11 protein-coding genes are annotated in these 12,558 nt (G+C 71.5%); 3 read left to right on the top strand and 8 right to left on the bottom strand.

Annotation, left to right across the window (positions count from 1 at the left end; translation table 11 throughout):
* Positions 1-40 precede the first annotated feature (40 nt).
* Positions 41-1,300, bottom strand: a complete 1,260-nt coding sequence (locus ACFY3D_RS16805; RefSeq protein WP_389980297.1) for an ATP-binding protein — start codon at positions 1,298-1,300, stop codon at positions 41-43.
* Positions 1,297-1,980, bottom strand: coding sequence for a response regulator transcription factor (locus ACFY3D_RS16810; protein WP_350944608.1), 684 nt, complete (start codon positions 1,978-1,980; stop codon positions 1,297-1,299). The genes ACFY3D_RS16805 and ACFY3D_RS16810 overlap by 4 nt, the downstream gene beginning before the upstream one ends.
* A gap of 93 nt (positions 1,981-2,073) precedes the next feature.
* Here ACFY3D_RS16810 and ACFY3D_RS16815 point away from each other — a divergent pair, with 93 nt between their 5' ends.
* Positions 2,074-2,586 carry a hypothetical protein gene (locus tag ACFY3D_RS16815; RefSeq protein WP_350944606.1) on the top strand — a complete coding sequence of 171 codons (513 nt, stop codon included), beginning with the start codon at positions 2,074-2,076 and terminating at the stop codon, positions 2,584-2,586.
* A 63-nt stretch (positions 2,587-2,649) separates the two neighbouring features.
* Here ACFY3D_RS16815 and ACFY3D_RS16820 read toward each other — a convergent pair whose 3' ends face one another.
* The 6 genes from ACFY3D_RS16820 to aceB all read right to left on the bottom strand — a co-directional run bounded on the left by ACFY3D_RS16820 (position 2,650) and on the right by aceB (position 9,933).
* Positions 2,650-3,420: an IclR family transcriptional regulator gene (locus ACFY3D_RS16820; RefSeq protein WP_389980299.1), complete on the bottom strand. Its 771-nt coding sequence runs from the start codon at positions 3,418-3,420 to the stop codon at positions 2,650-2,652.
* Between the two features lie 82 nt (positions 3,421-3,502).
* Positions 3,503-4,750 carry a heterodisulfide reductase-related iron-sulfur binding cluster gene (locus ACFY3D_RS16825; RefSeq protein WP_350944604.1) on the bottom strand — a complete coding sequence of 416 codons (1,248 nt, stop codon included), beginning with the start codon at positions 4,748-4,750 and terminating at the stop codon, positions 3,503-3,505.
* Position 4,751: 1 nt separating this feature from the next.
* Positions 4,752-6,035 (bottom strand): FAD-binding oxidoreductase, encoded by a 1,284-nt coding sequence (locus tag ACFY3D_RS16830; RefSeq protein ID WP_389980301.1) that lies wholly within the window; start codon positions 6,033-6,035, stop codon positions 4,752-4,754.
* Positions 6,036-6,058: 23 nt separating this feature from the next.
* Complete coding sequence (locus tag ACFY3D_RS16835; protein WP_389980303.1) at positions 6,059-7,516, bottom strand: FAD-binding oxidoreductase; 1,458 nt, start codon at positions 7,514-7,516, stop codon at positions 6,059-6,061.
* Between the two features lie 85 nt (positions 7,517-7,601).
* Complete coding sequence (locus ACFY3D_RS16840) at positions 7,602-8,237, bottom strand: DUF1016 N-terminal domain-containing protein (protein WP_389980305.1); 636 nt, start codon at positions 8,235-8,237, stop codon at positions 7,602-7,604.
* A 109-nt stretch (positions 8,238-8,346) separates the two neighbouring features.
* A complete protein-coding gene (aceB, locus tag ACFY3D_RS16845; RefSeq protein WP_389980307.1) occupies positions 8,347-9,933 on the bottom strand; it encodes a malate synthase A in 1,587 nt (528 codons plus the stop codon).
* Positions 9,934-10,188: 255 nt separating this feature from the next.
* Here aceB and ACFY3D_RS16850 point away from each other — a divergent pair, with 255 nt between their 5' ends.
* The gene (locus tag ACFY3D_RS16850) at positions 10,189-10,869 is read left to right on the top strand and encodes a DUF4097 family beta strand repeat-containing protein (RefSeq protein ID WP_350944597.1); all 681 of its coding nucleotides are present in this window, start codon (positions 10,189-10,191) and stop codon (positions 10,867-10,869) included.
* A 251-nt stretch (positions 10,870-11,120) separates the two neighbouring features.
* Positions 11,121-12,491 (top strand): GTPase HflX, encoded by a 1,371-nt coding sequence (gene hflX / locus ACFY3D_RS16855; protein ID WP_362502212.1) that lies wholly within the window; start codon positions 11,121-11,123, stop codon positions 12,489-12,491.
* The last annotated feature ends 67 nt before the right edge of the window (positions 12,492-12,558 follow it).

A 12,558-nucleotide genomic window follows, 5' to 3' on the forward strand; every position in this document is an offset into this window, starting at 1 on the left:
GCGTCCACCTCCGGTCACCGCGGGGGCGAGGGTTCCGGGGTCAGGACGTGACGGCGGGCAGGAACAGGATCACGCTCGCCCCACCGGAGGGGGAGGTGCGCAGGGACAGCGAGCCACCCGCCGACTCCGCCGTGCGGCGGGCGATGTCGAGGCCGAGACCGGTCGATCCGGCCCCGCTCTCGCCACGCTGCAGCGGATCAGGCGTGGCGAAGCCGGGACCCGCGTCGGCGACGGTCAGCAGCGCGCCGTCGCCGGTCGCCTCCAGCCGTACGGAGAACGAGACCCCCTCCGGGGTGTGCGCGAACACGTTGCCGAGCAGGGCGTCCACACAGGCGGCCAGGTCGTCCGCGGCGACCCCGACCGGCAGTGGTCCCGGGGCGAGATCCAGGGTGAAGTCTCGTGACTGGTCCTCGGCGAGCACCGACCAGAACGCGACCCGCGCCTCGGTCACCGCCGCCGCGTCGCACTCGGCCCGCTCACGCACCCGCCGCCTCGCCTCGGTGATCACCGAGGTGACGGCGCGTTCCAGGGCGTCCACTCTCGCCTCGATCCTGGCAGACTCCTCGGGATCGGCCAGTGACTCCGCCTCCAGCCTCAGCCCGGTGAGCGGGGTGCGCAGCCGGTGGGACAGGTCGGCGGCGCTCTCCCGCTCCTCTGCGAGCAGGCCGGTGATGCGCTCGGCCAGGTGGTTGAGGGCGAGACCGACCGCGTGCACCTCGGGAGGGCCGTCGGGCACCGTCCTGGCGGACAGGTCGCCCGCCGCGAGCCGGTGCGACACCTTCGCCAGCGCGGTGATCGGCCTGATCACCGCGCGGGCCAGCCGGTCGCCGACCAGCACGCCCAGTCCGACCAGGGCCAGGCCGAGCGCCGCCAGCCCGGCCCAGACCTGGGGCACGCCCCTGGTCAGGTCGGCGTCGTCCAGGAAGACCCGGACCACCGCCGTACCCCCGGGCGCCCCCTGGACCGCGACCAGGATCTCCCGCCCGCCGGGCGCGGCGGCGGTGACGCTGCGGCCGTGGGAGGCCAGCTCCACGGCGGTGGAGCGCGGCGCGGGATCGCCGATCACCTCCCCGCCGGGAAGGAAGACCGTCACCGGATGCCTGGCCTGTTCCGCGGTGAGCCGCAGGGTCTCGGTGTCCACCGCGCCGACCACGACCGCCACCGACTCTGCCTCGCTCTCCGCCTCACTGACCGCTCCGCTCACCGCGACCGTGCGGACCAGCAGGGCGAGCGGGACCAGCAGGGCGATCAGTACGAGGGAGGTGGTCGCCGCGACCAGCAGGGTCAGCCAGCGCCTCATGCCGGGGCGGCCAGTCGCACGCCGACACCCCGGACGGTCTGCAGGTAGCGGGGCTCCTGGGATGTCTCGCCCAGCTTGCGGCGGAGCCAGGAGAGGTGGACGTCCACCGTCTTGTCGGCCCCGCCGTAGGGGATCTGCCAGACGTGGGTGAGCAGTTCCCGCTTGGTGACCACCTCGCCGGGCCTGGCCGCCAGGTAGTGCAGCAGGTCGAACTCGCGAGGACTCAGATCCAGCGGCGTCCCGTCCAGGGTCGCCTCCCGGGTACGGGGGTCGATGCGCAGGCCACCGACGGTGACCGCGCTGTCGGCGCGGCTCTCGCCCGCCACCCGCCGGAGCACGGCCCGGATCCGCGCGTCGAGCTGGGCCGCGCTGAACGGTTTGACCACGTAGTCGTCGGCACCCGCGTCCAGCAGCCTGACCATCTCCGTGTCGCCGTCTCGCGCGGTCGCCACGATCACCGGGACCCGGCTCACCGCGCGGAGCATCCGCAGCAGGTCCAGGCCGTCCATGTCGGGCAGGCCGAGGTCGAGGACGACCAGCTCGGGGTGTTCCTCGACGGCCAGCCGCAGGCCTTCGAGAGCGGTGGGGGCGGACGACACGGCGTGGCCGCGATCGCGCAGGCCCCGGGTGAGGGAGGTGCGGATCGCGGCGTCGTCCTCGATGAGCAGCACATTCGACATTTGCCGCCACGTTAGCCTTCTCCGGCACCGCGTCAAAAGCGGGTTAGCCGCTCCTTAGCGTTGTCTTATCGTTCCAGGTGGCACAGTGAGGACATGCGCAAGCGTCTTCCCCTGGTCGTGGCCGGATGGCTGATCACCGGGCTTCTCGCGATCGGAGCGGGTGTGGCGGTGATCGATCGTCTCAGCGAGCCGCTGACGGACACCGGTCTTCGGCCGCTCTCCGCCGCCGAGGTGGATGAGGCGCTCGCCCTCGCCTCGTCCCTTCCCAGTGCCCCGCCCACCGCTCCCTCCCCTTCCGAGAGTGCCCCTTCCGAGACCGACGGCGTCGAGGAGTCCGGTGAGGCCACCCCCGAGCCCGCCACCACCGCCGCGGAGCCCGGTGAGAGCCGACTGATCATCACGAAGGGCGGCAGAGTGATCGCCCGGTGCGAGGGCGGGCTCGTCACCCTGCGGTCGTGGAGTCCGGCCCAGGGCTTCCAGGCCGACGACGTCGAGCGCGGACCCGCCGACCGGGCCCGCGTCGAGTTCGAGTCCGAGGAGGACGAGGTCAAGGTCGAGGTCCGCTGCGCGGCCGACGGATCACCCGTCCACCGTCTGCACAGCTGATCCGGGCTCTCATGCCCCTCCGCCGGTCGCCGCACGCCGTCCCCTGCCAGGACGGTGATCGGCTCACGAGACGCGCTCGGCTCCGCCGGGCGTGATCGGGCCCAGTTCGGCGCCGAAGTCGTGCGCGATCCTGCGCATGCCCTCGGCGAGGTCCCGCCGGTCGAGCGCGGCGATGCGCTCGGCCGGCCCGGACACCGACAGCGCGGCGATCGTCCGCGCCCCGTCCCGTACGCCCACCGCCAGGCAGTGCACGCCCAGCTCCTCCTCGCCCAGGTCCATCGCGTACCCGTGTTCTCGCACCCGCTCCAGCTCGGCGAGCATCCCGGACAGGTCGGTGATCGTGTTGGCGGTCCTGCGGGGCATGCCGGTCCGCTCGACCAGCGACGCCACCTCGCTGTCCGCCCTGTCGGCCATCAGGACCTTCCCCACGGCGGTGCTGTGCGGCAGCACCCGCCTGCCGACCTCCGCGAACATCCGCAGCCGCCTCGGCGAGGGCACCTGGGCGACGTAGACCACGAAGTCCCCTTCGAGCACCGCCAGGTTGGCCGTCTCACCCGACAACTCGACGAGCCTCGTCAGATACGGTTGCGCCCACACGCCCACCATGCGCTCGGCCACCCCGCCGAGCCGCACCAGAGCGCCCCCCAGGGCGTAGCGGCGGTCGGACTCCTGGCGCACGTAGCCCCGGGCGAGCAGTGTGCGCAGCAGCCGGTGGATCGTCCCGTACGGCAGGCCGGTCCTCGCCGCGATCTCCGAGAGGCCGGCCTCCCCGCCCCGTTCGGCCAGCGCCTCCAGCACGTCCAGCGCCCGGTCGACCGACTGCACCGCGCTCATGTGCCCTCCCCACGGGACGGCCCCCGACCTTGGCGCGTCCCGTGCCGGCGGGACGGGCCGCTCACGAGATCCCCGCCCGCCCTCACGGCACCCTCGCGAGTCCGCGCAGCGAGGCGTCGAGAACCTGCGCGGTGTGCGCCACGGGGACGGGTTCGGCGCCCCGGCGGCGGATCGCCGAGGCGATCTGCATGGTGCAGCCGGGGTTGGCCGAGACCAGCAGGTCGGCGCCGGTGGCGAGCACCCGTTCCGCCTTGCGGTCACCGAGGTCCTTCGCGGTCTCGGGCTGGAACAGGTTGTAGGTTCCCGCCGAGCCGCAGCAGATCGCCGATTCGGCGATCTCCTTCAGCTTCAGGCCGGGCACGCCCCCCAGGAGCTCGCGGGGCTGGGACCGTACCCCCTGGGCGTGGGCGAGGTGACAGGCGTCGTGGTAGGCCACGGTGAGCGGCAGCGGATGGCGCTCGGCCGCCGGGCCGAGCGCGACGAGATACTCCGCCAGGTCGACGGTCCTGATCGCCCGGGCCCTTTCGACCCACTCGCCGCCCTCGCCCTCGAGGATCTCCGCGTAGTCCTTCATCGTCGATCCGCATCCGGCGGCGTTGACGACGATCGTGTCGACGCCCGCCCGCTCGAAGGTGGCGATCGTCCGCTTCGCGAACCGCAGGGCCTGCCTCTCCTGGCCGGAGTGCAGCGACAGCGCCCCGCAGCAGCCCTGCGAGGGCGGGATCACCACGTCGCAGCCCTCCATCGCGAGCACCCGGGCCGTGGCCTCGTTGACCTGGGGGAAGAACTCCCCCTGCACGCAGCCGGTGAGCATGCCGACCGTGGCCCGGTGCGGGCCCCGCGCCGCGATCCTTCGCGGCAGCCGCGTCCGGTCGGCGGCCGGGGGAGCGAGGTCGGCCATCGCCGCCAGGGACGGGTTGATCCGCTCCAGCCTCGGCGCGACCGCGCGGCGCAGCCCGGCGCTGAGCCGCAGCGGCAGCCGCATCGCCCGCAGCCGCCGGGGATAGGGGAACAGCTGGAAGACCAGCGCCCGCAGCGCCCTGTCGTCGGGCTCTCTCACGTGCACCCGCTCCACCTCGGCCCGGGTCTGCTCGATCAGCCGGTCGTACCTCACCCCGGACGGGCAGGCGGGCACGCACGCCATGCACCCCAGGCACGCGTCGAAGTGCCCGGCCATCTCGGGCGTGAGCGGTGTGCCCTCGACGTGCTGTTTCATCAGGTGGATCCGGCCGCGCGGGGAGTCCATCTCCTCGCCCCACAGGACGTACGTCGGGCACGAGGGCAGGCAGAACCCGCAGTGCACGCAGTCGTTGATCAGCTCAGGGTCCATGTCAGATCCCTCCCGCGAACCGGCCGGGGGACATCCTCCGGCCGGGGTCGAACCGTTCCTTGACACGCCGCATCAGGGGCAGGGCGCCGGAGGGACCCCAGCGGTCGATCCCGCGGGCGAGAGCGGAGGGCACGGCGAGCACCGTGAGCGCGCCGCCGAGCCGCCGCAGGTCGTCGCGTACGCCCGTCACGAACCCGGAGAACTCCGCCTCGCCGACGTCCCCCGGCAGGGCGGCCAGCAGGACCGCTGAGGCCACCGACCCGCGCACCCGAGCGGGCAGTCCGCGTGCGGCGACCGCGCGCAGCGCCGGGCAGGCCGCGGCGGGCGGGACCCGCAGTTCCAGCAGCACCTCCTCGCCGGGCGGCACCGACCACCAGGCGGGCGCCTCGGCGGTGATCCGCGCGCTCCCGTACTCGTCCATCGAGGTGCGCACGGCCTCCGCGCGGACATCGGCCGCCACTCCCTCGACGAGCGCGCAGACGGTGGCCTCGCCGGTGATGTCCGGCCACTCCAGCTCGACGGCGCTCGGCTCGGCCTGCGAGGCCGCGAGCTCGGCGACCAGTGCGCCCAGTACGTCCAGTCCCTCCCTCGCGGGGGAACCGGCGGAACCCGGTCCGCCGGCGGGCAGGTCCACGGTGACCCACCGGCGGTCGGCGGGGATCGGGTGGAGGCGGAAGGTGGCCTCGGTGATGACGCCGAGCGTGCCGTAGGAGCCGGTGAAGAGCTTGCCCAGGTCATAGCCCGCGACGTTCTTGACGACGTTGCCGCCCGAGGTGGCGATCGTGCCGTCGGCCAGCACGACCGTGATGCCGATCAGCAGGTCGCGGGCGGTGCCGTAGCGGAACCTGCGGGGACCGGCGACCGCGGTGGCGAGCGTGCCGCCGACCGTGCCGGCACCCAGGGGCGTGTCCAGGGCGAGTTCCTGCCGCGACCGCGAGAGCGTGGCGTTGAGGACGCCGAGGGGGAGTCCGGCGCCGACCCGCGTCACGAGATCGCCCGAGGAGTGCTCGACCGAGGTTCCGTCCCCGAGGAGCAGACAGCAGGTGTCGATCAGCAGGTCGCACCGTTCGGGGGGATTGCCCCAGCCGAGCTTGGTGCCGTCTCCCACCGGGACCACGGCCAGGTCGTGGGCGGCCGAGACGCGCATCAGCGCGGCGACCTCCCCGGTGTTCTCCGGCAGGGCCACCCAGCGGGGCGAGACCCCGCCCACCGCGTCGTCGGAGGTCGCCTCCCGGATCGTCACGCCCGTCGCGCGCAGCGCCTGCTGTGCCTTTTGTGCCTTCAAGGGTGCCTCCAGCGGTGCTCCCATCAGAAGTGCTCCGCCTGTCCCGACTCGACCAGCGGGTGCGCGCCCTTGCGGACCCCGGGGACCTCGCCGCACAGCCGGGGGGTCGGGAAGATCTTTCCCGGGTTCGACAGGCCGCGGGGGTCGAAGGCGCAGCGCACCAGCTGCATGGTGTTGAGATCGTCGTCAGAGAACATTTTCGGCATATATCGGGACTTGTCCACGCCGACGCCGTGTTCGCCGGTGATGGAACCGCCGTGCTCGATGCACAGGTCGAGAATTCTCCCCGACACGATCTCCGCCCTCTCCTCCGCACCCGGCTCGGCGTCGTCGAACAGCACCAGCGGGTGCAGGTTGCCGTCACCGGCGTGGAAGACGTTCGCCACCCTGATGCCGTACTCGCGGGAGAGGGCGTCGATGCTCGCCAGCACCCCTCCCAGCGCGGTACGGGGGACGACACCGTCCTGAACGATGTAGGCGGGGCTGATCCGGCCCACCGCGGCGAACGCCGACTTGCGGCCCCGCCAGATCGCGGCCCGCTCCGCCGGGTCGTCGGCGACCCGTATCTCGAACGCGCCGCTCTCCCGGCAGAGTCGCGTCACCTCGCCGAACTGGTGCGCGACCTCCTCCGCGGGGCCGTCCAGCTCCACGATGAGCACCGCCCCCGCGCCCTCCGGGTAGGCGCACGCCACGGCCGCCTCGGCCGCCTCGACGGCGAGGGCGTCCATCATCTCGATCGCGGCGGGCACGATGCCTCCGCCGATGATCGCCGACACCGCCTGCCCGCCCCGCTCGATGTCCTCGAACGCCGCGAGCAGCGTCGTCACGGCCTCCGGCAGCCTGCTCAGCCGTACGACGATCTTGGTCGCGATACCGAGGGTGCCCTCGGAGCCGATGAACGCGCCCAGCAGGTCGTATCCGGGATCGGTGTCCGACAGCTCGACGATGTCACCGTCGGGGGTGACGATCTCCAGGCCGACCACGTGGTTGACGGTGAAGCCGTACTTCAGGCAGTGGGCGCCGCCGGAGTTCTCGGCCACGTTGCCACCGATCGTGCAGACCTGCTGGCTGGAGGGGTCGGGCGCGTAGTAGCGGCCCAGGTCGCGGACGGCCTCGGTGATCGCCAGGTTGGTGACCCCCGGCTCCACGGTCGCCCTCCGGTTCGGCAGGTCGACGGAGAGGATCCGCCGCATCTTCGAGGTCACGACCAGCACCCCGTCGGCCCGTGGCAGGGCACCGCCCGACAGTCCGGTCCCGGCGCCCCTGGCCACGAACGGCAGGTCGTACTCGTTGCAGATCCTCACCACGGCCGCGACCTGCTCGGTGCTCTCCGGCAGCACCACGACTCCGGGGGTGACCCGGTGGTGGGTCAGCCCGTCGCACTCGTAGGTGCGCAGCCGTACGGGATCGGTGATGACCGACCCGGGTCCGAGGAGTTCCTCGAACCTGCGGGTCGGCTCGTCCAGGGTCTTCGTCGACATCGCTCCTCCTCCGGCGTGCCCGGCGTCCCGGCGCTGTCGCCGGTGCCCGCCGGCCTCCATCGGCCGATCGAGGACGCCGTCCTTGTCATCCTCGTCTCGAATTCTCACTCAGCGCGGCGGCGCCGGTGTTCCTGCCGTGTCTGGGGCCGTCGTCCACGAGGCCGGAGAAGCAGGGCTCTCCGGGCGCCCGCTGCGGGGTACGGCGCTCGGGGGAGGGCGGCGTACGGACGGGGCCCGGCGGGGAGTGCCGGACGCGCAGGTGGAGCCGTCCTTTGATCATCGTGATCAGGACGCCCCTCGCCCACCCCTCGTCCGCGGTCTTGCGCGCGTAGAACTCCCTGGTCGCCCTGTTGTCGAGCATGTCGAGCAGGACGATGTGATGGCCCCAGGGGATCGGCCGGGTCGTCCTCGGGATGGAGTCCGGCCAGGCGGCCGCGAAGGCCCTCATGTAGAGGAGGTTGGTCCGCGAGTACCCCATCGCCTCGGGGAACGCGCCGCGCAGGTCGGTCGAGAGCCGGGGCACCGCTCTTCTGCCCCAGTCTTCGTCCGGCTGCCGATCGAGGATGTGGCGGCCGATCCGCCAGTACTGCCGGATCAGCTCGGTGTCGGTGGTGAGCAGCGCCACCCGTCCCCTGCTGCCGATGATCTCGCGTTTGACGGCGTCGAGCAGTGCCGCGTACTCGCCCTGGTCGACTCCTTCGCCGTTCCTGTCATCGCTCATGCACGCAAAGTATCCACTGAGCCCGGCGTCCGCATCCGCCCGCGGGGACCGCCCGGAGTGAGGAATCCCCGCCGGGGGATGAGGATTCCGCACTGTCGGGCTGGTCATGTCACGGCATACGCGCATAGGCCGGGAGGGTAAGGAACTCCGCGAAGTCGTCGTCGAGGGCGACCTCCTTGAACAGGGCGGTGGCCTGACCGTAACGGGCCTCGTCGTAGCCGGGCTCCGCCTTGATCTTGGCGAGTTCCTCGTCGATGATCCTCTCGACCAGCTCCCTGGTCACCACGGCACCGGTGTCGGCGAGCTCGATGCCGTTGTGGATCCACTGCCAGATCTGGGAACGGGAGATCTCGGCGGTCGCCGCGTCCTCCATCAGGTTGTGGATCGCCACCGCGCCCAGCCCGCCCATCCAGGCGGCCAGGTAGCGCAGCGCCACGTCCACGTTGTTGCGCAGCCCCGCCTCGGTGATGTCGCCGGGGGTCTTGGAGACCGCCAGCAGGTCGGCGGCGGAGACGGAGACGTCCTCGCGCAGGCGGTGGAGCTGGTTCGGCCGGTCCTCCAGGACGGCGTCGAAGACGTCGCGGCAGATCGGCACGAGGTCGGGGTGCGCCACCCACGAGCCGTCGAAACCGTCGCCGGACTCGCGGGTCTTGTCGGCGGTGACCTTCTCCAGGGCGACCTTGTTGACCTCGGGGTCGCGGCGGGAGGGGATGAACGCGGCCATCCCGCCGATGGCGTGGGCCCCGCGCCGGTGGCAGGTGCGGACCAGCAACTCGGTGTAGGCCCGCATGAACGGAGCGGTCATCGTCACGGCGTTGCGCTCGGGCAGCAGGAACTCGCGGCCCCGGGTGCGGAACTTCTTGATCACGCTGAAGAGGTAGTCCCAGCGGCCGGCGTTGAGCCCCGCGGAGTGGTCGCGGAGCTCGTAGAGGATCTCGTCCATCTCGAACGCGGCAGGGTAGGTCTCGATGAGCACCGTCGCCCGGATCGTGCCGTGGGGGATGCCGAGCAGCTCCTGGGCCCTGACGAAGACGTCGTTCCAGAGGCGGGCCTCCAGGTGTGACTCGATCTTCGGCAGGTAGAAGTACGGGCCCCTGCCCTTGGCCATCTGCCGCTGCGCCGAGTGGAAGAAGTAGAGGCCGAAGTCGACGAGGGAGGCGGAGAACGGCCTGCCGTCACAGGTGAGGTGCTTCTCGTTCAGGTGCCATCCGCGGGGCCGGACCACGATGGTGGCGAGCTCGGTGTCCGGTTTGAGGGCGTAGCTCTTCTCCCCGGCGGAGAAGTCCAGGGTCCGATCGAGCGCGTCGCGCAGGTTGAGCTGGCCGTTGATGGTGTTCTCCCAGGTGGGAGCGTTGGCGTCCTCGAAGTCCGCGAGCCACACCTTGGCGCCGGAGTTCAGCGCGTTGATCGTCATCTTCCGGTCGACGGGGCCGGTGATCTCCACGCGGCGGTCCACCAGGCCGGGGGCGGGCGGGGCGACGTGCCACTCGGACTCACGCACGTGCCGGGTCTCGGGCAGGAAGTCGAGGGTGCCTCCCGCCGACAGCTCCGCCTGGCGGGTCTGGCGGGCCTCCAGCAGCTCCAGACGCCGGCCGTCGAACTCGCGCTGGAGGGTGGCCAGGAAGGCCAGTGCCTCCGGCGTGAGGATCTCCTCGAAGCGGTCCTGGAGGGGGCCGCCGATCTCAACGCCGTCCATGGGTCCTCTTTCCTCGCGGACTTCCATATGGTGGAAAAGTAATTCTGAATTGTGGAATCGACGCTACTTCAGGGCCGGTCACCGGTCAAAGGCAGGGTCCCCTCAGGGGTCGATCCGGGCGTTCCCCGATGATCTGGGAGGCGGGCTCGGTCAGAGTTGGGTCAGCGCCCTCGGCAGGTCGGCAGAGGGAGAGGACGAACCCGTCGCACGTCGGTTGGGAAGCGAAGGTTTCCCGGAAGGTCGAGGACTGAGCACATGAAGAGGAACATGGTCGTCGCAGGGGCGATCCTGGGGTCGGTGTTCGTGCTCTCGGGGTGCGGCGCACTCGACTTCCGCGACCGGCAGCAGGAGGTCGTCTCCTACGACGTCACCGGCGAGCTGAAGGCCCTGGACGTCGCCACCGGCTCCGGGGACATCGTGGTCGCCGAGTCGGACCGGGAGGCCGTCCGGGTGACCGAGACCATCCACTGGCGTGGCGACAAGCCCACCCTCCGGCACCCGGTGGACGGCGGCACGCTCACCCTGCGCTACGAATGCCGCGGGAACTGCTCGGTCGACTACAAGGTCGAGATCCCGCGGGGCCTCACGGCCAAACTCGACACCGGCTCGGGCACCATCACGATGCGCGGGCTCACCGGGGAGGTTGAGGCCACGAGCGGCTCCGGCGAGATCGAGGCCGGCGCCCTGACCTCCAAGCGGTTCGTCGCCGACACCGGCTCCGGCGACGTCGAGGCGAGGTTCTCCGCCGCGCCCGAGGAGGTGCGGATCGAGACCGGCTCCGGCGACGTCGTCGCCTACCTTCCCAAGGGCGGCTACGACGTCACCACCGACACCGGTTCGGGGCAGGAGACCGTGGAGGTGGTCAGGGACCCCTCCTCGCCCCGCAAGGTCACGCTGCGGACCGGCTCGGGCGACGCCTCGGTCCGGCTTCCCTGAGGCCGCGCCTTCGCGCCGTTCCCGGGGCCCCGACCGAGGGGCGTTCACGGCGCGCCGGGACGAGGCGGTGATAACCAGGTGATGACCGGAGGTTCCCGTGGCACCATCAAGGGGAAGAGACCCGGGGTGTCGGGGCGTTCTCTTCTGTGAGAAGAACGCATACGCACCAACCATCTGAATGGAGCGACGACATAGACACTCGTGAGCCGCTGGACATCGACCGATTCGACGACCTGCTCGACAACGGCGAGATGGACCTGGCCGAACGCCAGGCACTCCGCCGGGTGGCGGGCCTCTCCACTGAGCTGGAAGACGTCACCGAGGTCGAATACCGCCAGCTGCGGCTTGAGCGGGTCGTCCTCGTCGGTGTCTGGACCTCCGGTACGTCGACCGACGCGGAAAACTCCCTCCTTGAGCTGAAGCTCCTCGCCGAGACCGCGGGCTCGGAGGTCCTGGAAGGTCTGATCCAGCGCAGGCAGAAGCCCGACACCGCGACCTACATCGGCTCCGGCAAGGCGCAGGAGCTCGCCGACATCGTCTCCGCCACCGGTGCCGACACCGTGGTCTGCGACGGAGAGCTGAGCCCCGGCCAGCTCCGCCAGCTTGAGGAGATCGTCAAGGTCAAGGTCATCGACCGGACCATGTTGATCCTCGACATCTTCGCCCAGCACGCCAAGAGCCGCGAGGGCAAGGCGCAGGTCGAGCTCGCGCAGCTCAACTACCTGCTGCCGCGCCTGCGAGGCTGGGGCGGAAACCTGTCACGCCAGGTCGGCGGTCGCGCCGCGGGCGGCGTCGGCATGGGAGGTCGCGGACCCGGTGAGACCAAGATCGAGCTGGACCGCCGCCGGATCCGCGAGCGGATGGCCAAGCTGCGCCGCCAGATCGGCGAGATGACCACGGCCCGCGTGACCAAGCGCTCGCGGCGCCTGCAGCGCGAGGTTCCCGCCGTGGCCATCGCCGGATACACCAACGCGGGCAAGTCCTCGCTGCTGAACCGGCTGACCGGCGCGGGGGTGCTGGTCGAGGACGCCCTGTTCGCCACGCTCGATCCGACGGTCCGCAAGGCGCACACGCCCGACGGCCGCCTGTTCACGCTCGCCGACACCGTCGGATTCGTCCGGCACCTGCCGCACCAGCTCGTCGAGGCGTTCCGCTCCACGCTGGAGGAGGTCGGCGACGCCGACCTGATCCTGCACGTGGTCGACGGCTCGCACCCCGACCCCGAGTCGCAGCTCGCCGCGGTACGCGAGGTGATCGGCGACATCGAGGGCGCCCGCGACATCCCCGAGATCGTGGTCGTGAACAAGGCCGACGCCGCCGACCCGGTGGTGCTGGCCCAGCTGACCGCGAAGGAGAAGCACACCGTCGTGGTCTCGGCCCGCACCGGCGCCGGACTCGACGAGCTGAGGGCCGTGATCGAGCGGGAGCTGCCCCGCTTCGACCAGGAGGTCAGGCTTCTCGTGCCGTACGAGCGCGGTGACCTGATCTCCAGGGCGCACAAGGAGGGCGAGGTCCTCGGCGTCGAGCACACCGGAGACGGTACGGTGCTGCACGCCAGGGTCCTGCCCGGCCTCTTCGCCGAGCTGGAGAAGACCGCCAAACCGGTCGAGACCGCAGTCTGACCCGCCAAAGTGCGCCGTACCGTCCTCTTATGGCGGTACGGCGCATCTAGCACATCCGGGCGCGTCC

It is taken from the genome of Streptosporangium sp. NPDC000509 (genome assembly GCF_042898365.1).
In the GTDB taxonomy this organism is placed as follows: domain Bacteria; phylum Actinomycetota; class Actinomycetes; order Streptosporangiales; family Streptosporangiaceae; genus Streptosporangium.

Bases quoted from the DNA above. Each gene is read 5' to 3' on its own strand.
- ACFY3D_RS16805 (WP_389980297.1), bottom strand. From the start codon at position 1,300: ATGAGGCGCTGGCTGACCCTGCTGGTCGCGGCGACCACCTCCCTCGTA.
- ACFY3D_RS16810 (WP_350944608.1), bottom strand. From the start codon at position 1,980: ATGTCGAATGTGCTGCTCATCGAGGACGACGCCGCGATCCGCACCTCC.
- ACFY3D_RS16815 (WP_350944606.1), top strand. From the start codon at position 2,074: ATGCGCAAGCGTCTTCCCCTGGTCGTGGCCGGATGGCTGATCACCGGG.
- ACFY3D_RS16820 (WP_389980299.1), bottom strand. From the start codon at position 3,420: ATGAGCGCGGTGCAGTCGGTCGACCGGGCGCTGGACGTGCTGGAGGCG.
- ACFY3D_RS16825 (WP_350944604.1), bottom strand. From the start codon at position 4,750: ATGGACCCTGAGCTGATCAACGACTGCGTGCACTGCGGGTTCTGCCTG.
- ACFY3D_RS16835 (WP_389980303.1), bottom strand. From the start codon at position 7,516: ATGTCGACGAAGACCCTGGACGAGCCGACCCGCAGGTTCGAGGAACTC.
- ACFY3D_RS16840 (WP_389980305.1), bottom strand. From the start codon at position 8,237: ATGAGCGATGACAGGAACGGCGAAGGAGTCGACCAGGGCGAGTACGCG.
- aceB (WP_389980307.1), bottom strand. From the start codon at position 9,933: ATGGACGGCGTTGAGATCGGCGGCCCCCTCCAGGACCGCTTCGAGGAG.
- ACFY3D_RS16850 (WP_350944597.1), top strand. From the start codon at position 10,189: ATGAAGAGGAACATGGTCGTCGCAGGGGCGATCCTGGGGTCGGTGTTC.
- hflX (WP_362502212.1), top strand. From the start codon at position 11,121: ATGGACCTGGCCGAACGCCAGGCACTCCGCCGGGTGGCGGGCCTCTCC.